The organism is Janthinobacterium sp. Bl 1 (assembly GCF_058215535.1).
The window spans coordinates 663292-687530 of the sequence record NZ_CM177086.1; the positions used below are offsets into that span (position 1 = coordinate 663292).

Here is a 24239-nt window from a genome sequence, read left to right on the forward strand (position 1 = left end):
TTACAGCTCGATCGTGCCTTCGAACACGGTCACGGCTGGACCCGTCATCAGGACGGGATGGCCGGGGCCTTGCCAGGCGATCGACAGTTCGCCGCCGCGCGCGCTGATGCGCACGGGGGAATCGAGCAAGCCGCGACGGATGCCGGCCACGGCGGCGGCGCAGGCGCCCGTGCCGCACGCCAGTGTTTCACCGGCGCCCCGCTCAAACACGCGCAATTTCACGTGCTGGCGGTCGACGATCTGCATGTAGCCGGCGTTGACCCGGCGGGGAAAGCGCGGATGGTGCTCGATGCGCGGCCCGATCAGTTCCAGGTCTTGCGCATCGACATCGCCGACCACTTGCACGGCGTGCGGGTTGCCCATCGACACGACGGACACCAGCACGGGCGAGGTTTGGCCCGTCAAGGCCAGGTCCAGCGGCCACAGCAGATCGGTGCCTTCGGCCACGCCCGTCAAGCCAGCCTCATCAAACGGCACCAGCGCGGGTTCGAGCACGGGCGCGCCCATGTCGACCGTGATGCTGCCATCGAGTTCCAGGCGCGGCGCGATGACGCCGGCCATGGTTTCCACGCGGATGCTGGCCTTGTTCGACAAGCCTTTTTCGCTGACGAACTTGACGAAGGCGCGCGCGCCGTTGCCGCATTGCTCGACTTCGCCGCCATCGTTGTTATAGATGCGGTAGCGGAAGTCGCAGCCGGGCAGGCGCGACTTTTCCACCACGAGGATCTGGTCGGCGCCGATGCCGAAACGGCGGTCGGCCAGGCGTTGCCACTGGGCCGGCGTGAAGTTGATGTCCTGGTTGATGGCGTCGATGACGATGAAGTCATTGCCGGCGCCATGCATTTTCGTAAAGTGGAGTTTCATGGTCTGCCGTATCACTTGTGCTGGTTATAGAACGACGCTTCGCCTTCCGGACGCGTCTTGAAGCGTTTATGGGTCCAGAAATACTCGGCCGGCGCTTCGCGCACGCGCTCCTCGATGAATTCGTTCATGCGGCGCGTGGCGGCCGTGATGTCGTCGCCCGGATAATCGTCCCACGCCGGATAGTAGGTCACTTGCCAGCCCTGGTAGTTGGGCAGGAAGGTGGCGATGACGGGAATCACCTGCGCCTTGGCGGCCAGCGCCAGGCGCGCCGTGGCCGTCAGGGTGGCGGCGGGCACGCCGAAGAAGGGTACGAATTCCGCATCCTTTTCGCCGAAATCCATGTCCGGCAGCATGAAATACGGCAAGCCGTCGCGCAGCGCGCGCAAAATCGTCTTGATGCCGTCCTGGCGCGTAAACAGCTTGGGTGGCTTGAAGCGGGAACGGCCGTTGCGCAAAGCCTGGTCGAAGGCGGCGTTCTTTTGCTGCACATACATCGATGAAGCGGAAATTTCCATGGCCGTGGCGGCGCCGGCCACGTCGAGACAGACGAAATGCGGACACAGCAGGATGGTGGGCTTGGCCGCGATCTGCTGGCCCGGGAAGGCGGGCACCTTTTTGATCAAGCGGTTCAGGCGCGCTTCCGACGACCACCACAGGATGCTGCGTTCCCACACGCTGCGCGAATACGCCTGGAAATGCTGGCGCGCCAGCGCCACGCGCTGTTGTTCCGTCAATTCCGGCATGCACAGGCGCAGATTCGTCAGGGCGATCTTGCGCCGCGTGGGCATGGCGATGAACAGCACGCTGCCTACGGCCACGCCGAAGCGGCCGAGAATGGGTAAAGGCAGCCAGTGCAGCAGCCACATGAAGGCGATCAGCAGTCTCATGCCTGCTCCCCGGCGGCATCGGACGTGGCGGGCGTGGGCGGCGGTGCGCCGCGCGGCACTTTATAGCGGTTGTAGCTCCACAGGTATTGCGACGGGCTGCGCGCGATCAATTGCTCCATGGCCGCATTGATGGTGCGTGCCTGTTCGGCCGAGGTGCTGTCGAGCGACTCGGTGAACGGCACGAAATGCACGACATAGCCGCGCCCGCCCGGCAGGCGTTCCGCGTAGGTGATGATGACTTCGGCGCCGCCCATCTGCGCCAGCTTGGCCGGCAGGGTCATGGTGTAGGCGGGACGGCCGAAGAAATCGGCCCACACGCCTTCGCCCTCTTGCGGCACCTGGTCGGGCAGCAGGCCGATCGGTTGTCCCTTTTTCAGGCATTTGGCAAAGATGCGCACGCCCGACATATTGGCCGGCGCCAGCATCAGGTTTTCGCGCGCGCGGGCCCCTTCGATCAGCGGTTTCAAAGCGGCGCGCTTGGGCGGGCGGTACATCACGGTGAGCGGCGTGCGCAGCGCTATTTGCTGGGCGACGATTTCAAAGCAGCCCAGGTGCGGCGTCAGGAAGACGATGCCGCGGCCATGCTGCAACGCTTTTTCCACCAGTTCCCAGTTTTCCACCGTCGCATGGCGCGCTACGCGCTCGGCCGGCGCGCACCAGATGAACGGTAATTCCAGCACGCTCTTGCCCGCTTCAGCCACGGCCGTGTGCAAGTGTTGCGAAAACCCCGCACCTTGCATGTTCTCGCGCATGCGGCGGCGGTAGGACGGGGAAATGGCGTAAATCACCCAGCCGAGCGCAGCGCCCAGGCCATGCAGGACGGGCAGGGGAAAGATGGACAGGAAGCGAAAAATTGGGACTAACATGTATAAGCGGTTTCCAGGAATGGCGTGTTGCCGTGCCAAAATTTTTTAAGAAGCGTAAAATACCACGTATGCAGTAACCGCTGAGTTAATAGACAACTTGCGAAGCGGAATATAAATATCGCTAAAGCGTCGCAGGCAAAATCCTCTTTACTGCGACAGAACATTCACATAGTAAACAGGAGCTTGCAATGTCAAACGATTATCTCTTCACTTCCGAATCCGTTTCGGAAGGCCATCCGGACAAGGTTGCCGATCAAATTTCCGACGCCATCCTTGATGCCATCCTGACCCAGGATCCAGCCGCCCGCGTGGCTGCCGAAACCCTGTGCAACACGGGTCTGGTGGTGCTGGCTGGCGAGATTACCACTCACGCCAATGTGGATTATATTCAAGTTGCGCGCGAAACCATCAAACGCATCGGCTACGACAACACGGAATACGGCATCGACTACAAGGGTTGCGCCGTGCTGGTGGCCTATGACAAGCAGTCGCCGGACATCGCGCAAGGCGTCGATGAAGGTGCAGGCATTGACCTGGATCAAGGCGCTGGCGATCAGGGCTTGATGTTCGGCTACGCCTGCGATGAAACGGCCGAGCTGATGCCCGCCGCCATCCACTATGCGCACCGCCTGGTCGAGCGCCAGTCGCAGCTGCGCAAGGATGGCCGTTTGCCATGGCTGCGTCCGGATGCAAAATCGCAAGTGACCCTGCGCTACGTCGATGGCCGTCCCGTCGGCGTGCACACCGTCGTGCTGTCGACCCAGCATGCGCCGGAAATCTCGCACAAGCAGATCGAAGAAGCCGTCATCGAAGAAATCATCAAGCCGATCCTGCCGCGCGAATGGCTGACGGACACGAAATTCCTCGTCAACCCGACGGGCCGTTTCGTCATCGGCGGTCCGCAAGGCGATTGCGGCTTGACCGGCCGCAAGATCATCGTCGACACCTACGGCGGCGCAGCCCCGCACGGCGGTGGTGCGTTCTCGGGCAAGGATCCATCGAAAGTCGACCGTTCGGCAGCCTACGCGGCCCGTTACGTGGCGAAAAACATCGTCGCAGCCGGCCTGGCGCGTCAATGCCAGGTGCAGGTCAGCTACGCCATCGGCGTGGCCAAGCCGATCAACATCACCGTCTACACGGAAGGCACGGGCGTGATTCCTGACGCGGAAATCGCCAAGCTGGTGCTGGCGCACTTCGATTTGCGTCCAAAAGGCATCGTGCAAATGCTCGACCTGCTGCGCCCGATCTACCAGAAGAGCGCCGCCTACGGCCATTTCGGCCGCGAAGAGCCGGAATTCACGTGGGAGCGCACGGACAAGGTCGCCCTGCTGCGCGACGCCGCCGGCCTGAAGTAATCTAGTCGAACTTGCAAGAAAAGCGCCCCGGCCTTTAGGTCGTGGGCGCTTTTTTTATGTGTTGTTACATGGCAATGTATGGCGAACAAGCTGGCGCGGCAGCCTTGACAATGTTAAAATCCCCCGTCCGAGGAGCGTTGCGACGAAGAAATTCGCCAGGCTCGGAATATCCTGCAACTGCGCTCACGTACCTTTTTCAACTGAAAGGAGGGCGTGATGAACGCCGTACTCAAATCGCAACACGACTACACCATCGCCGATATCACCTTGGCCGCATGGGGCGACAAAGAAATCAAGATTGCTGAAACGGAAATGCCTGGCCTGATGGCCATCCGCGAAGAATTCGCGGCAGCGCAGCCTCTGAAAGGCGCGCGCATCACCGGTTCCATCCACATGACCATCCAGACGGCCGTGCTGATCCAGACCCTGGAAGCACTGGGCGCGCAAGTGCGTTGGGCATCGTGCAACATTTACTCCACGCAAGATCACGCCGCTGCCGCCATCGCTGCCGCCGGCACGCCTGTGTTCGCCGTCAAGGGCGAGTCGCTCGACGACTACTGGGAATACACGCACCGCATCTTCGAATGGCCGAACGTGGACGGCAAGGCTGTCTACTCGAACATGATCCTCGACGATGGCGGCGATGCCACCCTGCTGCTGCACCTGGGCGTGCGCGCGGAAACCGACCTGTCGGTACTGGCCAATCCCGGTTCGGACGAAGAAATCTGCCTCTTCAACTCGATCAAGAAGCACTTGCTGGCCGACCCGACCTGGTACTCGAAGCGTCTGCCTGAAATCCTCGGCGTGACGGAAGAAACGACGACCGGCGTGCACCGTCTGTATCAGATGCACAAGGAAGGCAAGCTGGCTTTCCCTGCGATCAACGTGAACGATTCCGTCACGAAATCGAAATTCGACAACCTGTATGGCTGCCGCGAATCCCTGGTCGACGGCATCAAGCGCGCCACCGACGTGATGATCGCCGGCAAAGTGGCCGTTATCGCCGGTTACGGTGATGTCGGCAAGGGTTCGGCCCAAGCCATGCGCGCCCTGTCGGCGCAAGTATGGGTGACGGAAGTCGATCCGATCTGCGCACTGCAGGCGGCGATGGAAGGCTACCGCGTCGTGACCATGGATTACGCCTGCGAACACGGCGACATCTTTGTCACTTGCACGGGCAACTATCACATCCTCACGCACGATCACCTGACGCGCATGAAAGACCAGGCCATCGTCTGCAACATTGGCCACTTTGACAATGAAATCGACGTCGCTTCGTTGAAACAATACGAGTGGGAAAACATCAAGCCGCAAGTCGACCACATCATCTTCCCGTCGGGCCGCCGCATCATCCTGCTGGCCGAAGGCCGCCTGGTCAACCTCGGTTGCGGCACGGGCCACCCGTCGTACGTGATGAGCTCGTCGTTCGCCAACCAGACGATCGCCCAGATCGAACTGTACGCGAACACGGCCAACTATCCGGTCGGCGTGTACACCCTGCCAAAACACCTGGACGAAAAAGTCGCCCGCCTGCAACTCAAAAAGTTGAATGCGCAGCTGACGGAACTGACGCAAGAGCAAGCCGACTACATTGGCGTGCGCACGGAAGGTCCTTATAAACCTGAACACTACCGTTACTAAGATGGTTGCCTCATGAACCTACTGCGCGGCGCGGGGCGCGGCCGGCGATGCTCACTGTGCTAAAGCACAGCTGCGCTTCTCGGCCACGCCGCGCATCCGCTCGCTACGGTTCCTGAGGCAACAAGACTGATCGGTATATCTTTTGTGCCGGCTGTTGCCGGCCTGACCTACTTTGACAGGCTAGAGAAATGCGCTTGCTACTGATTTGGGTTACCAATCGGGCAGCCCTGTTTGCCGTCCCCTACCTGATGCACTCGGTGACGATGAGCAGCGGCTGGACCGCGCTGCTGGCCGCTGCCGTGCTGGGGCTGGTCAATGCGCTGATCCGTCCTTTGCTGATCCTGCTGACCCTGCCCGTGACGTTCCTGTCGCTGGGCCTGTTCATTTTCATCATCAACGGCTTCATGTTCTGGCTGGTGGCGCAGGTGATCGATGGTTTCCATGTCGCCAGTTTCTGGTCGGCCGTGGGTGGTGCATTGCTGTACAGCGTCATTTCCTGGGCCCTGTCGACCTTACTTTTGAGTAATGACGATGGAAAAGCATAATTTCAGTATTGAGTTTTTCCCGCCGAAAACCCCGGAAGGGGCGGAAAAGCTGCGCGCCACGCGTGTCAAGTTGTCTGAGTTGCATCCGAAGTATTTCTCGGTGACGTTTGGCGCCGGCGGTACCACGCAGCAAGGTACCCTGGACACCGTGCGCGAGATCCTGGCGGCCGGCGAACAGGCCGCACCGCATCTGTCGTGCGTCGGTGGCTCGCGCGAATCGATCCGCGCCGTGCTGGCCGACTTCAAGGCGGCCGGCGTGCAGCGTATCGTCGCCTTGCGCGGCGACTTGCCCAGCGGCTATGGCGCTTCGGGCGAGTTTCGCTACGCCAACGAGTTGGTAGAATTCATCCGCGCCGAGACGGGCGACCATTTCCATATCGAAGTGGCCGCCTATCCGGAAGTGCACCCGCAAGCCCGTTCGCCGCAGGATGACCTGAACGCGTTCGCGCGCAAGGTGCAGGCTGGCGCGAATGCGGCCATCACCCAGTACTTCTACAATGCCGACGCGTATTTCCAGTTTGTCGAGCAGACGCAGAAGATGGGCATCAACGTGCCCATCGTGGCCGGCATCATGCCGATCACGAACTACACGCAGCTGATGCGCTTTTCGGACATGTGCGGCGCGGAAATTCCACGCTGGGTGCGTCTGAAACTGGCCAGCTTCGGCGACGATAGCGCGTCCATCAAGGCGTTTGGCCTGGACGTGGTGACGGGCTTGTGCGAACGTTTGCTGGAAGGCGGCGCACCAGGCTTGCATTTCTATAGCATGAACCAGGCGACGCCCACGACCGCACTGTGGCAGCGCCTGGTGAAATAAACCGTCCTGACTCGTCAGTACAGATCGCCCTCGGTTACGACGTAATCGAGGGCGATGTCGTATGTGCCGCTGGCAAAGATGGCTTTCAGGCAGCCGTAGGCCACGCCCACGGTGCACGGCCGCGGCGCATGTTCCAGGGTGCGGTCGTAATACCCGCCGCCATAGCCGAGCCGGTAACGTTCCGTATTAAAACCCAGGCAGGGCACAAGCAGGGTGGCGGGCGCCGGGCGCAGGCGCAACCGGGCCGGCACGGCCACGCCCATGCCATCCTTGACCATGGGCTCGCCCGGCGTCCAGGTGGAAAAGGCCAGCGGTGCATGTTTTTCCAGCACCACGGGCAGACTGAGCGCCACGCCGCGCGCGGCCAGCTGCGCATACGCGCCGTGCAAGTCCGGCTCGCCATGCAGGGGCCAGTACACGCCCAGTTCCTTGACGTTTTCCTGTGCGCACCAGTCCAGCAGGCGTTGCGCGATGGCCGCATCCCACCCCGCGCGCGTGGCGTCGGGCAAGGCGCGCCGGGCCGCCAGCAAGGCTTTGCGCAAGCCGGCTTTTTCCTGTGGCGCAATGGGTGGCCGTGTAGCCGGATCGCATGTTATTCTAGGGTCGCTATTCATATCACCATCAAGTTAAGATTGAGAGTCGTACATTGATTTCCCCACTGAAATGGATTGCCGGCACGATGCTGTGTGTTGCATCGGCCTTGTCTCCCCTGGCCGCCCTGGCCCAGGTTTCCACCACCGTATCCCCAGCCGCCCCCGACACGCGCAGCGAGGACGATGCCTTCCTGCTGCTGCGCGACGCCGCGCGCAAGGATGATGTCGAAAAAGCCGACTTCTATGCGGGGCGCCTGACGAATTACCAGATTCCATCGTATGTTGACTATTATCGGCTGAAACCGCGCATCAAACTGCTGACCGAGGCGCAATTTCGCGATTACCTGAACCGCTACAAGGGCAGCGCCATCGCCGACCGTTTCCGCAACGACTGGCTGCTGGAGCTGGGCCGCAAGCGCGACTGGGTCGTGTTCGATGAACAATACCCGCAATTCGCCCTCGACGACGACACCCAGCTCAAGTGCTACGCGCTGATGTCGCGCGCCGCCAAGGGACAGAACGTGGCGCCCGAGGCGCGCAACTTGCTGGTGTCTCCGCCCGGCTATGGCGAAGCGTGCGGCAGCCTGATCGCGGCATTGGCGCAAAATGGCCAGTTCGACACGAACGACCTGTGGGCGCAGATCCGCCTGGCGGGCCAGACCAACGCCACGGGCCCGGCGCGCCGTATCGCGCTGCTGCTGGGCGCGTCCGACGCGAAGATGGCGCAAGCGATCGACTTGCCGGCGCTGGTGCTGGCCAAGGGCGCGGGTCTAAGTCGCGCCGACCACGAGATGTATCTGGTGGCCGTGGGCCGCATGGCGAAAAGCACCTTGAAGCTGGGCGTCGTGGCTTTGCAAAAGGCGAGTGCGCAGCTGACGCCGCAGGAACAGGCCATCGGCTGGGCCAGCCTGGCCCTGCAAGCGTCGTATTCGCTGGCGCCGGAAGCGTTTGAATATTGGCAAAAAACCAATGGCGCGCCATTGACCCTGGAACAGATGCAGTGGAAGGCGCGTATTGCCTTGCGCGAAGGCAATTGGCCCGTGGTGAAGTCGTCCATCCAGGCCATGCCGGCGTCCTTGCGCGCCGATCCGACCTGGGTCTACTGGCTGGCGCGCGCGCAGCAGGCGGAAACGCCGGGCCGCCCGAACGCGCAGGCGGACGCCCTGTACCGCACGATTGCCGAGCAATCGAATTTCTACGGCTTGCTGGCCAATGAAGAACTGGGCAACCACCTGGTGCTGCCGCCGCCGGGCCAGCCCATCACGCCGGCGGAAATCGCCGCCATGGCCGCCAATCCGGGTTTGCAGCGCGCGCTGAAATTCTTCAACATGCGCTTGCGCTTCGAAGGCACGCGCGAATGGAACTGGGAATTGCGTTCGATGACGGACCGCCAGCATCTGGCGGCCGCGGAATTTGCGCGCCAGAACAATGTGCTCGACCGCATGGTCAACACCTCGGACCGCACGCGCCTGGAAGTGGACTATACGCAGCGCTACCCGACGCCGCACGACGACGTCATGCACCCGGCCACGCAAACCCTCGGTCTCGACAAAGCCTGGGTGTATGGCTTGATCCGCCAGGAATCGCGCTTCATCATGGATGCACAGTCGCACGTGGGCGCGTCCGGCCTGATGCAGGTGATGCCGTCGACGGCCCGTTATGTGGCCAAGAAGATCGGCCTCACCGATTTCGTCACGGAAACCTTGAGCGATGTGCGCACCAACGTCTTGCTGGGCACGAATTACCTGAACATGGTGCTTGGCGGTCTCGACGGTTCGCAGGTGCTGGCCAGCGCCGCCTACAATGCGGGACCGGGGCGCTTGCGCATCTGGCGCGCCACCATGACCCGTCCGCTGGAAGGCGCCGTCTTTGCCGAGATCATTCCGTACACGGAAACGCGCGGCTACGTGAAAAACGTGATGGCCAACGCCACGTATTACGCGGCCCTGTTCGAGAAGAGCCCGCAATCCCTGAAAGCGCGCCTGGGTACCGTCGGGCCGAAAAACAGCGTCATCGCGGCCGACTTGCCCTCATCCAACTAAAGATACCCGACCATGCAAACGACCATCCTTGATCCCAGCCTGACGCAGACCCTGGCCGCCGCGCGCGAGCCGGGCCTGACCCTCATCATCGGTAACAAGAATTACTCATCGTGGTCGATGCGTCCGTGGGTGGCCATGACGGCGTTCGGCATCCCGTTCCAGGAAGTGCGCGTGCTGCTCGACCAGAGCGACACGACGACCAAAATTGCCGAGTATTCGGCCTGCGGCCGGGTTCCCGTGCTGCTGGCGGGCGAGATCACGATCTGGGACAGCCTGGCCATTTGCGAATACCTGGCCGAGCAGTTCCCTGACAAACACATGTGGCCGCAAGACGTGGCCGCACGCGCCATGGCGCGCTGTGTTTGCGCGGAAATGCACTCGGGCTTCACGGGCTTGCGCACGGACATGTCGATGAATATCAAGGCCAAGTTGCCGGGACGTGGCCGCACGGCTGCCGCGCAGGCGGACATCGGCCGCGTCAGCGAAATATGGGAAGAGTGTTTATCGCGTTTTGGCCACCACCAGTTCCTGTTCGGCGACTTTTCCATCGCCGATGCGTACTTTGCTCCCGTCGTCATGCGTTTCCGCACGTATGGCGTGAGCCTGGCGCCGGCCCTGAACGCGTATTGCGAGCGCGTGCAGGCGCACCCGGCCGTGGCCCGCTGGATCACGGAAGCGCTGGCGGAGACGGAAACGGCGCCCAAGCACGACGCGGAACTGCCTGATTAAGAAAAGAATGTTATGAAGATATACACGGTCGGTGGCGCGGTGCGCGACCAACTGCTGGGCTTGCCCGTGAAAGACCACGACCACGTCGTCGTCGGCGCCACGCCGGACGACATGCTGCGCCGGGGCTTCCGGCCCGTGGGCAAGGATTTTCCCGTCTTCCTGCACCCGAAGACGCAGGAAGAATACGCGCTGGCCCGCACGGAACGCAAGACTGCCCCCGGCTACCGGGGCTTTGTCTTCCACACGGCGCCCGACGTCACCCTGGAAGAAGACCTGGTGCGCCGTGATCTGACCATCAACGCCATCGCGCAGGCCGAGGACGGCAGCCTGACCGACCCGTTCGGCGGCATTGACGATATTCAAAACAAAGTGTTCCGCCACGTCTCCGATGCGTTCGGCGAAGACCCCGTGCGCATCTTGCGCCTGGCCCGCTTTGCCGCCCGTTTCGATACTTTTACGGTGGCGCCCGCCACCATGGCCCTCATGCGTCAAATGGTGCTGGACGGCGAAGTGGACGCCCTGGTGGCCGAGCGCGTGTGGCAGGAGGTGGCGAAAGGATTGATGGAAGCGCGGCCGTCGCGCATGCTGACGGTGTTGCACGAGTGCGGCGCCCTGGCGCGCATCCTGCCGGAATTGGCAATCAACGACCATCTGCTGCACGTGATCGACAGGGCGGCGGGCGCGGGCCACGCACTGTGCGTGCGCTTTGCCGTGCTGATGCTGGCCGTGCCGCTTGAGCAGATCAATGCGCTCAGCGAGCGCCTGCGCGTGCCCAACGATTGCCGCGAGCTGGCCGTGATGGCGGCGCGCGAGCAGGCCGTCGTCGCCGGTGCGCTGGCCTTGAGCGCCGAGGAACTGGTGCGCTTGTGCGAACGCTGCGACGGACTGCGCAAGCCGCAGCGCTTCGTGCAGATGCTGGACGCCATCGCCTGCGACGTGCAGGCCCAGAATCCGGCGTTCCCCCAGTCCGCCTGGCTGCAAGCCATGCTGGCGGCCGTGCGCGGCGTCGATGCGGGCGCGCTGGCACAAGCCTGCGCACACGAACCGAAGCGCATTCCCGAGCTCATCCATGCGGCGCGGGTCGAAGCCGTCACGAACGCGATCAGCGGCACGGAGCTGCCATGACCCTGCCCAAATTGTTCCAGAACCCGTTTCGCCGCTGGCTCAGCCGTAGCGGCGGCGGGCGTCCGACCGTGCTCGTCAAGCAATTGCATGAGCGCGACCGGCGCCGCATGATGAAGCATTTCCTGAATCTGGAGAAAAGCGACCGCCTGCTGCGCTTCGGCAGCGCCTTGCCCGATGAGCTCGTTGCCCAGTACGTGCAAAAGATGGATTTCTCGCGCGACATGGTCTACGGCGTCTACAATAGCCTGTTCAAGCTGGTGGGCGTGGGGCATCTGGCGTTCGCGCCGAAGGACACGTCGCCGGCGAAAAGCGTGGTGACGGACAAGGAGCAGGTGGCCGAGTTTGGCGTGTCCGTATCGAAATCCATGCGCGGCATGGGCGTGGGCTCGAAACTGTTCGAGCGGGCGGCAATTCACTGCCGCAACAACGATGTCGATACCCTGTACATGCATTGTTTGTCGTCCAACAAGACGATGATGCATATCGCCAAGAAGGCGGGCATGGAAATCCAGCGCGACTATGGCGAAGCCGATGCCTATCTGAAACTGTTGCCGCCGAATCCGAGCAGCATGCTGCAGGAAGCCGTGCAGGAGCAGTTCGCCATGTTCGACTACACGTTCAAGGCGAATGCGCGCGCCGCGTTCAAATTGTGGGACCGCTTGCCAGGGCGCAAGAAGAAGCCCGGGCCGCCGTCACCGCCGTCACAATAAGGGCAGGGCCGTTGTATCCTTGATGCGCTGCAAGGCAAAGCTCGACTTCACGTCCAGTACGGCCGGGTGGCGCAGCAGGGTCGCCATCATGAAGCGCGAAAAGTGCTCCATGTCTTCCACGTGCACGCGCAGCAGGTAATCCATTTCGCCCGTCATCGCATAGCAGGCCACCACTTCCGGCCATTGCGCCACCGCCACGGCGAAGTCGGCGCGCGGCGACGTGTTCGTCACCAGATTCGGCGCCAGCACTCTTGCCGTGCTGTGCGCGGTGGCGTCGCTGTGCTTTTCCAGCCGCACGTTGACATAAGCCAATAGCCCCAGGCCGATCTTTTCCGGGTCCAGCAAGGCCACGTACTGGCGGATCACGCCCGCTTCTTCCAGCCGTTTGACGCGGCGCAAGCATGGCGACGGCGACAGGCTGACTTGCTCGGCCACGTCCTGATTCGACAGGCGGCCATCGGCCTGCAGGACGGCGAGGATCTTGCGGTCCGTTTTATCCAGCGTAATTTTGCTCATGCTTCCTCCGGCGGTTCTTGTTTCACGCAATATTATTGCGCAAATCATGGATGTTCGGGAGATCTTTGGCATTTAATGCCCCAGACCCGCGCCTATACTGTGCGCTACTTCTTGGAGGAGACATCATGCAATTTCAGCCTTGGGATAACCCGATGGGTACCGATGGTTTCGAGTTCGTCGAGTATGCAGCACCAGACCCAAAAGCATTGGGCAAGCTGTTCGAGAACATGGGATTCACGGCCATCGCGCGCCACCGCCACAAGGATGTGACCCTGTACCGTCAGGGCGACATCAATTTCATCATCAATGCCGAACAAGATTCGTTCGCGCAGCGTTTTGCCCGCCATCACGGCCCGTCCGTGTGCGCCATCGCCATCCGCGTCGACGACGCAGCCTTCGTGTACCGCCGCGCGCTGGAACTGGGTGCCTGGGGTTTCGACAATAAAACAGGCCCGATGGAACTGAATATCCCCGCCATCAAGGGCGTGGGCGATTCCCTGCTGTACTTCGTCGACCGCTGGCGCGGCAAGGGCGCCGACAAGCCGGACGCGGCCGCTCCGGGCGGCATTGGCGACATCAGCATCTATGACGTCGACTTCGTCGCCATTCCCGGCGCCGTCGCCAACCCGGTTGGCCATGGCCTGACCTATATCGACCACCTGACGCACAATGTGCATCGTGGCCGCATGAAGGAATGGGCGAATTTCTATGAAAGCCTGTTCAACTTCCGCGAAGTGCGCTACTTCGACATCGAAGGCAAGCATACTGGTCTGAAGTCGAAAGCCATGACTTCGCCGTGCGGCAAGATCCGCATCCCGATCAATGAATCGTCGGACGACAAGTCGCAGATCGCCGAATACCTGGACCAGTACCACGGCGAAGGCATCCAGCATATCGCCTTGGGTACGGACAATATCTACGCTTCCGTGCAAGGCATGCGCGATACTGGTATCGATTTCCAGGACACGATTGAAACGTACTATGAGCTGGTCAATCGCCGCCTGCCGAACCATGGCGAGCAGCTGGAAGAACTGCGCCGTCTGCGCATCCTGATCGATGGCCACAGCACGGAAAACGAACGCGAACTGCTGCTGCAGATCTTCACGCAGACGGTGATCGGCCCGATCTTCTTCGAGATCATCCAGCGCAAGGGCGACCAGGGCTTCGGCGAAGGCAACTTCCGCGCCCTGTTCGAATCGATCGAGCTGGACCAGATCAAGCGCGGCGTATTGAAAGATACGAGCTTGGCGTAAGCCCGACATGCCCGCAAAAAGAAGCACTAAAAAGCAGCAAAAGGTACGAACGCAGGAGTGCAGTGCAGCAAAAGAACTGCGCGCCTTCCTGTGGTAGTCTACGACAAACAAGTCATTTTTCCGCACCGGCATTGCCCACAAAGCGCGGCCGGTACGTGTGAGTTCAACCGACTTTGCACGCGTAGCACAGAGAATAATGGAGACAAGTAATGAATGCACCAATCAAGGGCTCGAGTCTTGAGCCGGGCGCGCACGCGTCCGACATTTCCCTGAACGACAAATACACTTTGGAGCGTGGCCGCGCCTTCATGACGGGCACGCAAGCGCTGATCCGCCTGCCCATGCTGCAGCGCGAGCGCGACCTGAAGGCTGGCCTGAATACGGCCGGCTACATCACCGGTTACCGCGGTTCGCCTGTGACGTCCGTCGACATGACGGCGATCAAGGCCAAAAAATATCTCGATGAACACCACGTCAAATTCCACCCGGGCCTGAACGAAGACCTGGCCGCCACGGCCGTCTGGGGCACGCAGCAAACGAATCTGTTCGAAGATGCGAAATACGACGGCGTGTTCGGCATGTGGTACGGCAAGGGCCCCGGCGTCGACCGCTGCGGCGACGTGTTCAAGCATGCGAACAATGCCGGTTCCGCCAAGCACGGCGGCGTGCTGGTGCTGGCCGGCGACGACCATGCGGCCAAATCCTCGTCCACGGCGCACCAGTCCGACCATATCCTGAACGCCTGCGGCATTCCCGTGCTGTACCCGTCGTCGGTGCAGGAATACATCGACTATGGCTTGCATGCGTGGGCCATGAGCCGCTACACGGGCTTGTGGGTGTCGATGAAATGCGTGACCGACATCATCGAATCGGGCGCCGCCGTCGATTTCGACCCGGACCGCGTGCAGATCACCTTGCCGACCGACTTCGAGATGCCGGCCGGTGGCCTGAACATCCGCTGGCCCGACACGGTGCTGGAACAAGAAGTGCGCATGAACAGCTACAAATGGTATGCGGCGCTGGCCTATGCGCGTGCCAACAAGCTCAATAAAATCATCTGGGACAGCCCGAAAGCGCGCATCGGCATCATCACGGCCGGCAAATCGTACCTGGACACGCGTCAGGCGCTGGCCGACCTCGGCATCGACGAGCAGACGGCGTCCGACATCGGCATCCGCCTGTACAAGATCGGCATGACATGGCCGCTGGAAGCGGACGGCGTGCACGAATTCGCCAAGGGCCTCGACGAGATCCTCGTGGTGGAAGAAAAGCGGCAAATCCTCGAATATGCGCTGAAGGAAGAACTGTACAACCTGAAGGATGGCGAGCGTCCGCGCGTGGTCGGCAAGTTCGACGACACGGGCGAATGGAGCAACCAGAAAGGCACCGGCCACGGCGACTGGCTGCTGCCGGCCACGTATGAGCTGAACCCGGCCATGATCGCCCGCGCCATTGCCAGCCGCATTTCGCGCTACTACGCGGGCCACCCGGTCGAGCAGCGCGTGAAGGAACGTATCGCCTACCTGGAAGCCAAAGAGAATGTGCTCAAAGCGATCAGCGTGAAACCCGATCCGCAGAAGGACCGCACGCCGTTCTTCTGCTCCGGCTGCCCGCACAACAGTTCCACGAAAGTGCCGGAAGGCTCGCGCGCGCTGGCCGGCATCGGCTGCCACTACATGGTGCTGTGGATGGACCGTGAAACGTCGACGTTTACCCACATGGGCGCCGAAGGCGTGACTTGGGTGGGGCAGGCGCCTTTCACGAACGAGAAGCACGTGTTTACCAACCTTGGCGACGGCACGTATTTCCACTCGGGCATCCTGGCCATCCGCGCGGCCGTCTCGGCCAAGGTGAACATCACGTATAAAATTCTGTTCAACGATGCGGTGGCGATGACGGGCGGCCAGGAATTCGATGGCCCCCTGTCGCCAGCCATTATCTCTCGCCAGATCGCCGCCGAAGGCGTCGGTCCCATCATCGTCGTCACGGACGAACCGGAAAAATACCCGGACGATTACGCCTGGGCCGAAGGCGTCACCGTGCGCCACCGTTCGGAGCTGATGGACGTGCAGCGCGAACTGCGCGACATGCCCGGCGTGTCCGCCATGATCTACGACCAGACCTGCGCCTCGGAAAAACGCCGCCGCCGGAAACGCAATGAATACCCGGACCCGGCCAAGCGTGCCGTCATCAACGAAGCCGTCTGCGAAGGCTGCGGCGACTGTTCCGTGCAATCGAACTGCCTTTCGGTGGAACCGCTGGAAACGGAACTGGGGCGCAAGCGCCAGATCAACCAGTCGTCCTGCAACAAGGATTTTTCGTGCACGACGGGTTTCTGCCCCAGTTTCGTGACGGTGGAAGGCGGCGGCTTGAAAAAGCCGAAGAAGGCAGCTGCCGCCGACAAGGATGCGCCAGCCGCGCCGGCCTTGCCGACACCGCAGATTCCTTCGACGGCCGAGCCGTTCGGCATCCTGGTCACCGGCATCGGCGGCACAGGTGTCGTCACCGTCGGCCAGATCCTGGCCATGGCGGCGCACGTGGAAGGCAAGGGCTGTTCCGTGCTGGACATGAGCGGCCTGGCGCAAAAGGGCGGCCCCGTCATGTCGCACGTGCGCCTGGCGGATCGCCAGGAAGATATCCACTCGACGCGCGTCGGCACGGGGGCGGCTGACCTGGTAATCGGCTGCGACCTGATCGTCACGGCCAGCCGCGATGCCCTGTCGCGCATGGGAGAGGGCCGCAGCTGGGCCATGATCAACTCGACCAGCTCGTCGACGGCCGCCTTCGTGAAGAACCCGGACTGGCAATTCCCGGGCGCTTCCGCGCGCATGGAAATCGAAAAGGCCTGCGGCAGCGACCACGTGGACTTCATCGACGCGGGCCAGATCGCCACGGCGCTGATGGGCGACTCGATCGCGACGAACATGTTCATGCTCGGCTACGCCTGGCAAAAGGGCAAAGTGCCGCTGTCGGAAGCTGCCATCATGAAAGCCATCGATTTGAACAACGTCTCGGTGGCGTTCAACAAGGCGGCCTTCAACTGGGGCCGCGCCGGTGCGCATGATGCGGCCAACCTGGTGCGCATGACAACGCCAGCCAAGGTGGTGGAATTCAAGCGCATCGACACGCTCGACGACATCATCGAAAAACGGGTCGCCCTGCTGACGGCTTACCAGGACCGCGCGTATGCGCAGCAGTACCTGGACTTCGTCGGTCAGGTCCGCGCCGCCGAAAGCGCCCTGAATGGCCCGCACCTGCGCCTGACGGAAGCCGTGGCCCGCTATTTCTACAAGCTGATGGCGTACAAGGACGAGTACGAGGTGGCGCGCCTGTACACGGACGGCGCCTTCCAGGCGAAGATCGCGTCCATGTTCGAAGGCGACATCAAGCTCAAGTTCCACCTGGCGCCGCCTATCATGGCCAAGACCGACGCCCAGGGCCATCTGGTGAAAAAGGAATTCGGCCCATGGATGATGAAGGCGTTCGGCGTGCTGGCCAAGTTCAAGGGCTTGCGCGGTACGGCGTTTGACATCTTCGGCCACACGGCCGAGCGCAAGATGGAGCGCGCGCTGATTCTTGAGTACCGCGCGACGGTGGGCGGCTTGCTGCCGAAACTGACGACGGCCAAGCTGGCGCAAGCCGTGGCGATCGCCAGCATCCCGGAAGACATCCGCGGCTATGGCCACGTGAAGGAGCGTCATTTGAAGGCGGCGAAAGAGAAGGAAGCGAGTCTGCTGATCGCCTTCAACGCACCGACGCCGCTGCCGCCCGTCGTGGCAGCACCCGTGGCGGCCACCGTGGCGTAACGGTTTGCACATGACCTTGTAGCAATGGCGCCTGCGGGCGCCATTTTTTTGTGTCAAAGAAAACAACGCTTGCTGGCAAAACGCATTATAATTTTTCGATAATTTCTTCTTGGAAAGTTTCTCATGCATTCCCTGCGCCTGCGTTGCCTCGTTGTTTCCCTCGGATTCGTGTTGAGCGCCTGCGGCGGCGGTGGAGGAGGAGGCAGCAGCGACAGCGCGCCCGTCGTGCCGCCCGTGACGCCAACCGGGCCGACGGCGCTGGTCGCTTCCTCCACGGTGGCGAACCGCTGCGAGGCGCCGCGCAGCGGCAGCAGCATCGACAAGCCGGGCAGCTTGCTCGATGAGCAGACATGGGTGCGCAGCTGGATCGATGAAACGTATCTGTGGTACCGCGAAGTGCCGACCACCTATCTGCCGCAAAGCTTTGCCACGGCGAAGGCGTATTTCGATGTGCTCAAGACAACGGCCACGACGGCGTCCGGCAAGCCGAAGGACCAGTTCCATTTCACGTATACGACGGCCGAATGGGAAGCCTCGCTCAATGGCGTGGAACTGGGCTACGGCATGCTGCTGGCGCTGACGCGCACCACGCCGCCGCGCAAGGCCGTGGTCACGATCGTCGAGCCAGGCTCGCCGGCGGCACTGGCGGGCTTGCGGCGCGGCGATGCGCTGCAAACCGTCGATGGCGTCGATTTCGTCAATGCTTCGGACGCTGCCAGCGTGGGTATCATCAACGCGGGCCTGTTTCCTTCGGCGCAAGGCACGCACACGCTGGGGTTCAGCCGCAATGGCGCGCCCATCTCCGCGAGCCTGCAGGCGGTGGATGTCAGCACGAGTTCCGTGCAAAACGAGCGCATCATCGACACGCCCACGGGCAAGGTGGGCTATCTGACCTTCAACACCCACAACAACGTGGCCGAGCGCCAGCTGGCCGAGACCATGGGCCGCTTCCAGGCGGCCGGCATCAGCGACCTGGTGCTCGACGTGCGCTACAACGGCGGCGGCTACCTCGATGTCGCCAGCGAGCTCGCTTACATGATTGCCGGTCCGCAAGTCACCACCGGCAAGACCTTCGAGCAGGTGCTGGCCAATGACAAGACGCGGCCGGCTGCGCCCATGCCATTCCATGCGCAAAGCCAGGGCTTTGCCGGGCCGAATCCGCTGCCCAAGGGCACGCCGTTGCCCTCGCTGGGCCTCAAGCGCGTGACCTTGCTGACGACGGGCAATACCTGCTCGGCCAGCGAAGCCATCATCAACGGCTTGCGCGGCGTGGACGTGCAGGTCAACCTGATCGGCGGCACGACGTGCGGCAAGCCCTACGGTTTCTATCCCACGCCCAATTGCGGCACCACGTATTTCGCCGTGCAGTTCCAGGGCGTCAACGCCAAGGGCTTTGGCGACTTCGCCGATGGCATGGCGCCGACCTGCGACGTGGCCGACGATTACCAGAACCCGCTGGGCGACCCTGCCGAAGGCATGCTGGCGGCGGCGCTGCGCTACCGCAGCAGCGGCAGCTGTACCTCGGCCACAGGCGCGCTCAGGCTGTTGAGTTCGATGGAGAGCCCGGCCGACACGGCCACACGGCTGCTGCGTCCTGCCTACAAGGAAATTGCTGTATTGAAACGCTAAAACCCGATTTTGCTCCCCTGCCTGGGTGAAGGAGGGGGAGCTTTCTGCTCAGAAATATTTCTATATAACAATTTTGATATATAGAAAGACGAATCCATTCGTTCTGCACTTACTGGCATTTTGATATCTTCCGCCTTCTCCCTAACCTTGAGAAGCGCAAAGATGCCTATACAATTCAAGTTACCACCGCTCACCGTCGCCGTACTGGCCATCCTGGGCGGTTCCGCATGGCAGGCGCACGCGCAAACGCAAGCGCCCGCAGCGGATCAGCAGCCGGCGGCCACCCCGCCAGCCGTCGTGGTCACCGGTTCGCGGATTCCCCGCGCCAGCCTGGAGGGACCATCATCCGTCACCATCCTGACGGGCGATGAAATCACCAAGCAAGGCTACAAGAACGTCTTCGATGCGCTGACCAACCAGGTACAGAACAGCGGCTTCACGCAAGGCGAGGACTTCGGCAATACGTTCACGCCGTCGGCCAATACCATCAGCCTGCGCGGCCTGGGCCCGAATCACACCTTGATCCTGCTCAATGGGCGCCGCCTGGCCGACTTCCCCGTCGCCTACGAAGGCACGGTCAACTTCACCAACCTGGCGAACATCCCGTCGAGCATAGTCGACCGCATCGAGATCCTCAACGGCGGCGCCTCGGCCATCTATGGTTCCGACGCGATCGCCGGCGTGGTCAACGTCATCCTGAAAAAGCAGACGGAAGGTTTCGATATCAACGTCAAGGCGGGCGGCACCTCGCGCGGCGGCGCCGGCAACCAGCGCGTGCAGCTGACGGGCGGCGGCAATTTCGACAAGCTGCATACCCTGTTCAGCGTGGAGCTGAGCCAGCGCGATCCGCTGTCGAGCCTGCAGCGCGATTTCATGGCCACGCGCTCGGGCACGCCGACGAATATCGCCTCGCGCCGCGTGGTGCAGGCGGGCACCTCGGGCAGCTACGTGGATCTGGGCGACACCTGCAACCAGTTCGGCGACCTGTTCGGCGGCAGCGTCGTCAAGTACCAGGCGAAGAACGGCAGCTATTGCGCCAGCCCGAAAGTCGGCCCCACTTACTGGACCACGCAAACGAAGAACCGCAGCCAGAACGTGTTCGGCAGCGCCAACTATGAGTTGTCGCCGGAAACGACGCTGTTCGCCGACTTCCTGATCGGCAAGAATTCGACCGAGAACAATACGCGCGGCCCGACGTGGACGTCGTCGTCGACGGGCAGCAGCTATTTCCGCAACCAGATTACGAACCGCTACGAAGCGTGGACGCGTTATATCTCGCCCGAGGAAATGGGCGGCGTGGAGCGCTACAACCGCAAGTGGGACGACCTGGCCACGGCCATCTCGCTGGGCGCCAAGGGCCGCATTCCCGGCACGTCGTCGTGGCAGTATGAAGCGAACTACAACGCCTCGGTGTACAAGAGCGAAAGCCATACGCCGCGCGCGCTGGCCAATATCGACAGCTTCTTCCTGGGCCCGAAACTGGGTACCGACGCCGCCGGCGTGCCGATCTACGCACCGGACCCGGCGCGCCTGTCGCGGCGCCTGACGGCGGCCGAATTCGACAGCATCACGGGCAATTCCGACAGCGACGACAAGGCCTGGACGAATACCCTGAGCCTGGCCACGAATGGCGACCTGTTCCAGCTGCCCGCTGGCGTGGCGAAGATCGCCACCATCGCCGAAGCGGGCAAGCAGGGCTTCAGCAATGTGCCCGATGCGCGCCTGAACGATGGTTATTTCAACGTCGCCACCAAATCCGATATCACGGCCGGCACGCGTACCCGCTATGCGCTGGGTGCCGAGATCAACCTGCCGCTGCACGAGAAGCTGACCGGTACCCTGGCTGGCCGCTATGACCGCTACAACTTTGCCGGCCGCAGCGATGGCAAGTTCACCTACAACGGCGGCCTGGAACTGCGTCCCGCGCCGGAGCTGCTGTTCCGCGCCAATTACGCCACCAGCTTCCGCGCACCGGACATGAACTACATCTACAAGGCGCGCGGCACCGGTTACTATTCGAGCACCACCGATTACTACCGCTGCGGCGCTGCCGGACAGGCCATCGAGGACTGCGACTACGCGAATAAATCGCCGGGCGCCGACTATGTGCAGAACGGCAGCAAGGATCTGCAGTCGGAGAAGGGCAAGTCGTTCGGCGTGGGCGCCGTCTGGTCGCCAAGTTCGAATTTCGACGTCTCCGTCGATTACTGGAACATCAAGATCGATGACCTGGTGACGAATTTGAGCGCCGACAAGATCCTGCGCGACGAAGCCGATTGCCGCCTGGGCAAGCTCGACATCAACTCGCCTACCTGCGCCGATACCCTGGGCCGCGTCGAGCGTTTCGCGGCCAATGCCCTGAACCGCGCCGGCGAGATCAAGACCATCACCGTCAATCCGATCAATGCGGCCAAGCAAAGCAGCAGCGGCATCGACGTCAGCGTCAAGTATTTGCTGCGCACGGCGGATTATGGCCGCTTTGCCTTCAAGGCCAATTACGCCAAGGTGCTGAGCAATAAATCGCAGCAATTTGCCGGCGACGAAGAAATCGACGAGCTCAAATCGCTGAACAATTCAGATTGGCGCGACAAGCTGAACCTGAGCGTCAACTGGGCTGCGGGCGACTGGTCGAACACTTTGCTGGTCAGCCGCTACAGCAAGATACCGAACGCCGCCGGCACCGGCTACCTGACGCCGACGGCGCTGGCCAATATCAGCACCGTGTACCGCATCAACGACCGCGCCACCTTGTCGCTGATCGTCAACAACGTGTTCGACAAGATCAAGCGCGACGACAGCGGCGGCTGGCCGTACTACCCGGTGGGCAGCTACAGCCCGCAGGGACGCCAGGGCTGGGTAGAATTCAACTACCACTTTGGCTCATAATCCACGCTTGCCAGAGCAAGGCCGGAGCAGCTGACGCTGTTCCGGCTTTTTTATTTTCCGCTGCAGTTTTACACGCGCCACCACCCCTATAATTGCCCGCTTGTTCTCTCTCGATGGAGTTTGACCCATGCTACGCCACGCCCTGCTGTCCGCCGCCTTGTTGTCCACCTTTGCCTTGCCTGCATATGCCGCCTCGCCGTTGACCACGGTGGCCGAACGCTCGGGCTTTTTGCATACGGGGCGCTATGCGGAAGTGGAAACCTTGTGCCGCCAGTTCCAATCGCGCTATCCGAAGCAGGTGCGCTGCGTGGAGTTCGGCCGCACGCCGGAAAACCGCCCCATGCTGGCGCTGGCCGTCTCGAATACGGGCGCCCTGACGCCGGCCGAAGCGGCGCGCCGCAAGCTGCCCGTGCTGCTGATACAGGGCGGCATCCATGCGGGCGAAATCGATGGCAAGGATGCGGGCTTCCTGGCTTTGCGCGAAGTATTGGAGGGCAAGGCGGCACCCGGCGCGCTCGACAAGCAGGTGCTGCTGTTCGTGCCCGTGTTTAACGTTGATGGCCACGAGCGTTTCGGCCAGTGGAACCGTCCGAACCAGCGCGGCCCCGTGGAAATGGGCTGGCGCAGCACGGCGCAAAACTACAATCTGAACCGCGAATACATGAAGGCCGATACGCCCGAGATGCAGCACATGCTGGCGCTGGTGAACGCCTGGGATCCGCTGGCCTATGTCGACCTGCACGTCACCGATGGCGCCCAGTTCGAACCCGATATCTCGATCCAGGTCGAACCCGTGCATGCGGGCGATGCGGCCCTGCGCGTGGCCGGCACGGCCTTGCGCGATCAGGTCCTGGCCGACCTGGCCAAGCAGGGCTCGGACCCGAAACCGTTCTATATTTCGTTTGCCGAGAACGACAATCCCCAATCGGGTTTTGTCGATTCGGCGCCAAATCCGCGCTTCTCGCATGGCTATTTCCAGCTGCGCAACCGCTTCGGCATGCTGGTGGAAACCCATTCGTGGAAAGACTATCCGACCCGCGTGCGCATCACGCGCAACACCATCGTCTCGCTGCTGTCGCAAGTGGCGCAGCATGGCGCGCAGTGGCGGCAAACGGCGCTCGAGGCGGACGCGCGCGCCGCGCAGCTGGCCGGCACGACCTTGCCGCTCACGTATAAAACGACGGACAAGAGCCGCATGATCGCGTTTCGCGGCTACGCCTACACGCGCACGCCATCCGAAGTGTCGGGCGCGCTGATGACGCGCTACGACGAAACCACGCCGCAGATCTGGAACGTGCCCCTGCGCGACGAGATCGTGCCCGACCTGCAGCAGGCAGCGCCCAAGGCCGGCTACCTGGTGCCCGCCGCGCAGGCAGCCATGGTGGCGGCCAAGCTGCGCCAGCATGGCGTGTCCTACCAGGTGCTGTCTGGCGCGCCGGGCAGGCTGCCGGTCGAGACCTTCCGCGCCACGGCCGTCAAATTCGGCGCGCAGTCGTTCGAGGGACGCCAGACGGCGGCCGTGCAGGGCGAGTGGCAGAAAGAGCAGCGCGTGGTTGGCGCCGGTGACCTGTACGTGCCCGTCAACCAGGCCAAGGCGCGCCTGGTCGTCGCCCTGCTCGAGCCGCGCGCGCCCGATTCCCTGCTGGCCTGGGGCAGTTTCAATACGGCCTTCGAGCGCAAGGAATACATGGAAGAATACGTGGCCGAAGACGTGGCGCGCGCGCAGCTGGCGGCCGACCCGGCGCTGGCGGCGCAGTTCCAGCAGAAGCTGGCCAGCGATCCCGCATTTGCCAAAAGCCCGGCCGCGCGCCTGGAGTTCTTCGCCCGCCGCCATGCTTCCTGGGATGAGCGTCTGAACCTGTATCCGGTGCTGCGCACCGATGCCGCGCCGGCCGGCCTGGCATCGCCGCCTGCGCGCACACCGAAGTTGTCAAATCGCGCAGATTAATCGAAAGAAAATGCTATTCTCCGCTCG

The 24239-nt window shown here is 62.3% G+C and carries 18 protein-coding genes and 1 riboswitch; of the genes, 13 read left to right on the forward strand and 5 right to left on the reverse strand.

Features of this window, described 5'->3' with window-relative positions:
- From dapF to AC4BCN_RS03015, 3 genes are read right to left on the reverse strand one after another with little or no spacing between them, the layout of a single operon-like run.
- Entirely contained in the window at positions 1–864 is an 864-nt protein-coding gene (dapF, locus tag AC4BCN_RS03005) for a diaminopimelate epimerase (protein WP_490492528.1), read from the reverse strand.
- Positions 865–875: 11 nt separating this feature from the next.
- A complete protein-coding gene (locus tag AC4BCN_RS03010) occupies positions 876–1751 on the reverse strand; it encodes an LpxL/LpxP family acyltransferase (RefSeq protein WP_034753075.1) in 876 nt (291 codons plus the stop codon).
- Positions 1748–2617, reverse strand: a complete 870-nt coding sequence (locus AC4BCN_RS03015) for a lysophospholipid acyltransferase family protein (RefSeq protein ID WP_490492529.1) — start codon at positions 2615–2617, stop codon at positions 1748–1750. Before AC4BCN_RS03015 ends, AC4BCN_RS03010 begins: the two co-directional genes overlap by 4 nt.
- Before the next feature lie 188 nt (positions 2618–2805).
- Between AC4BCN_RS03015 and metK the strand changes: the two genes are divergently transcribed.
- The 4 genes from metK to metF all read left to right on the forward strand — a co-directional run bounded on the left by metK (position 2806) and on the right by metF (position 6975).
- Positions 2806–3972, forward strand: a complete 1167-nt coding sequence (gene metK / locus AC4BCN_RS03020; protein ID WP_035823888.1) for a methionine adenosyltransferase — start codon at positions 2806–2808, stop codon at positions 3970–3972.
- A 123-nt stretch (positions 3973–4095) separates the two neighbouring features.
- A riboswitch (S-adenosyl-L-homocysteine riboswitch) is annotated at positions 4096–4164 on the forward strand.
- A gap of 24 nt (positions 4165–4188) precedes the next feature.
- Positions 4189–5613, forward strand: a complete 1425-nt coding sequence (gene ahcY, locus AC4BCN_RS03025) for an adenosylhomocysteinase (RefSeq protein ID WP_092713571.1) — start codon at positions 4189–4191, stop codon at positions 5611–5613.
- Between the two features lie 188 nt (positions 5614–5801).
- On the forward strand, positions 5802–6158 hold the full coding sequence (locus AC4BCN_RS03030; protein ID WP_490492530.1) for a phage holin family protein: 357 nt from the start codon (positions 5802–5804) through the stop codon (positions 6156–6158).
- Complete coding sequence (metF, locus tag AC4BCN_RS03035) at positions 6145–6975, forward strand: methylenetetrahydrofolate reductase [NAD(P)H] (protein ID WP_490492531.1); 831 nt, start codon at positions 6145–6147, stop codon at positions 6973–6975. The genes AC4BCN_RS03030 and metF overlap by 14 nt, the downstream gene beginning before the upstream one ends.
- A 14-nt stretch (positions 6976–6989) precedes the next feature.
- Here metF and AC4BCN_RS03040 read toward each other — a convergent pair whose 3' ends face one another.
- Positions 6990–7589, reverse strand: a complete 600-nt coding sequence (locus AC4BCN_RS03040) for a 5-formyltetrahydrofolate cyclo-ligase (RefSeq protein WP_490492532.1) — start codon at positions 7587–7589, stop codon at positions 6990–6992.
- Positions 7590–7621: 32 nt separating this feature from the next.
- Between AC4BCN_RS03040 and AC4BCN_RS03045 the strand changes: the two genes are divergently transcribed.
- The 4 genes from AC4BCN_RS03045 to AC4BCN_RS03060 are packed head-to-tail and all read left to right on the forward strand — an operon-like array spanning position 7622 to position 12174.
- The gene (locus AC4BCN_RS03045; protein WP_490492533.1) at positions 7622–9610 is read left to right on the forward strand and encodes a lytic transglycosylase domain-containing protein; all 1989 of its coding nucleotides are present in this window, start codon (positions 7622–7624) and stop codon (positions 9608–9610) included.
- Positions 9611–9622: 12 nt separating this feature from the next.
- A complete protein-coding gene (locus AC4BCN_RS03050) occupies positions 9623–10339 on the forward strand; it encodes a glutathione S-transferase family protein (protein WP_490492534.1) in 717 nt (238 codons plus the stop codon).
- Between the two features lie 12 nt (positions 10340–10351).
- Positions 10352–11464 carry a tRNA nucleotidyltransferase/poly(A) polymerase-related protein gene (locus AC4BCN_RS03055; protein ID WP_490492535.1) on the forward strand — a complete coding sequence of 371 codons (1113 nt, stop codon included), beginning with the start codon at positions 10352–10354 and terminating at the stop codon, positions 11462–11464.
- On the forward strand, positions 11461–12174 hold the full coding sequence (locus tag AC4BCN_RS03060; RefSeq protein ID WP_034753090.1) for a GNAT family N-acetyltransferase: 714 nt from the start codon (positions 11461–11463) through the stop codon (positions 12172–12174). Before AC4BCN_RS03055 ends, AC4BCN_RS03060 begins: the two co-directional genes overlap by 4 nt.
- On the opposite strand, the gene AC4BCN_RS03065 is transcribed toward AC4BCN_RS03060, so the two are convergent.
- Positions 12166–12690: an Lrp/AsnC family transcriptional regulator gene (locus AC4BCN_RS03065; protein WP_034753092.1), complete on the reverse strand. Its 525-nt coding sequence runs from the start codon at positions 12688–12690 to the stop codon at positions 12166–12168. The two genes, AC4BCN_RS03060 and AC4BCN_RS03065, sit on opposite strands and share 9 nt — an antisense overlap.
- A gap of 125 nt (positions 12691–12815) precedes the next feature.
- On the opposite strand from AC4BCN_RS03065, the gene hppD reads away from it, so the two are divergent.
- The 5 genes from hppD to AC4BCN_RS03090 all read left to right on the forward strand — a co-directional run bounded on the left by hppD (position 12816) and on the right by AC4BCN_RS03090 (position 24212).
- Positions 12816–13943, forward strand: coding sequence for a 4-hydroxyphenylpyruvate dioxygenase (gene hppD / locus AC4BCN_RS03070; RefSeq protein WP_490492536.1), 1128 nt, complete (start codon positions 12816–12818; stop codon positions 13941–13943).
- Between the two features lie 209 nt (positions 13944–14152).
- Positions 14153–17749: an indolepyruvate ferredoxin oxidoreductase family protein gene (locus AC4BCN_RS03075; protein WP_490492537.1), complete on the forward strand. Its 3597-nt coding sequence runs from the start codon at positions 14153–14155 to the stop codon at positions 17747–17749.
- A 123-nt stretch (positions 17750–17872) separates the two neighbouring features.
- Positions 17873–19378 carry a S41 family peptidase gene (locus AC4BCN_RS03080; protein ID WP_490492538.1) on the forward strand — a complete coding sequence of 502 codons (1506 nt, stop codon included), beginning with the start codon at positions 17873–17875 and terminating at the stop codon, positions 19376–19378.
- A 162-nt stretch (positions 19379–19540) separates the two neighbouring features.
- Positions 19541–22264, forward strand: coding sequence for a TonB-dependent receptor plug domain-containing protein (locus tag AC4BCN_RS03085; RefSeq protein ID WP_490492539.1), 2724 nt, complete (start codon positions 19541–19543; stop codon positions 22262–22264).
- Between the two features lie 127 nt (positions 22265–22391).
- Complete coding sequence (locus tag AC4BCN_RS03090) at positions 22392–24212, forward strand: M14 family metallopeptidase (protein ID WP_490492540.1); 1821 nt, start codon at positions 22392–22394, stop codon at positions 24210–24212.
- Positions 24213–24239 lie beyond the last annotated feature (27 nt).

Coding starts and splice junctions, on each gene's coding strand:
- hppD (WP_490492536.1), top strand. CDS start 12,816: ATGCAATTTCAGCCTTGGGATAACCCGATGGGTACCGATGGTTTCGAG.
- AC4BCN_RS03050 (WP_490492534.1), top strand. CDS start 9,623: ATGCAAACGACCATCCTTGATCCCAGCCTGACGCAGACCCTGGCCGCC.
- dapF (WP_490492528.1), bottom strand. CDS start 864: ATGAAACTCCACTTTACGAAAATGCATGGCGCCGGCAATGACTTCATC.
- metF (WP_490492531.1), top strand. CDS start 6,145: ATGGAAAAGCATAATTTCAGTATTGAGTTTTTCCCGCCGAAAACCCCG.
- AC4BCN_RS03055 (WP_490492535.1), top strand. CDS start 10,352: ATGAAGATATACACGGTCGGTGGCGCGGTGCGCGACCAACTGCTGGGC.
- AC4BCN_RS03010 (WP_034753075.1), bottom strand. CDS start 1,751: ATGAGACTGCTGATCGCCTTCATGTGGCTGCTGCACTGGCTGCCTTTA.
- AC4BCN_RS03030 (WP_490492530.1), top strand. CDS start 5,802: ATGCGCTTGCTACTGATTTGGGTTACCAATCGGGCAGCCCTGTTTGCC.
- AC4BCN_RS03065 (WP_034753092.1), bottom strand. CDS start 12,690: ATGAGCAAAATTACGCTGGATAAAACGGACCGCAAGATCCTCGCCGTC.
- AC4BCN_RS03075 (WP_490492537.1), top strand. CDS start 14,153: ATGAATGCACCAATCAAGGGCTCGAGTCTTGAGCCGGGCGCGCACGCG.
- AC4BCN_RS03090 (WP_490492540.1), top strand. CDS start 22,392: ATGCTACGCCACGCCCTGCTGTCCGCCGCCTTGTTGTCCACCTTTGCC.
- metK (WP_035823888.1), top strand. CDS start 2,806: ATGTCAAACGATTATCTCTTCACTTCCGAATCCGTTTCGGAAGGCCAT.
- AC4BCN_RS03040 (WP_490492532.1), bottom strand. CDS start 7,589: ATGAATAGCGACCCTAGAATAACATGCGATCCGGCTACACGGCCACCC.
- ahcY (WP_092713571.1), top strand. CDS start 4,189: ATGAACGCCGTACTCAAATCGCAACACGACTACACCATCGCCGATATC.
- AC4BCN_RS03085 (WP_490492539.1), top strand. CDS start 19,541: ATGCCTATACAATTCAAGTTACCACCGCTCACCGTCGCCGTACTGGCC.
- AC4BCN_RS03080 (WP_490492538.1), top strand. CDS start 17,873: ATGCATTCCCTGCGCCTGCGTTGCCTCGTTGTTTCCCTCGGATTCGTG.
- AC4BCN_RS03015 (WP_490492529.1), bottom strand. CDS start 2,617: ATGTTAGTCCCAATTTTTCGCTTCCTGTCCATCTTTCCCCTGCCCGTC.
- AC4BCN_RS03060 (WP_034753090.1), top strand. CDS start 11,461: ATGACCCTGCCCAAATTGTTCCAGAACCCGTTTCGCCGCTGGCTCAGC.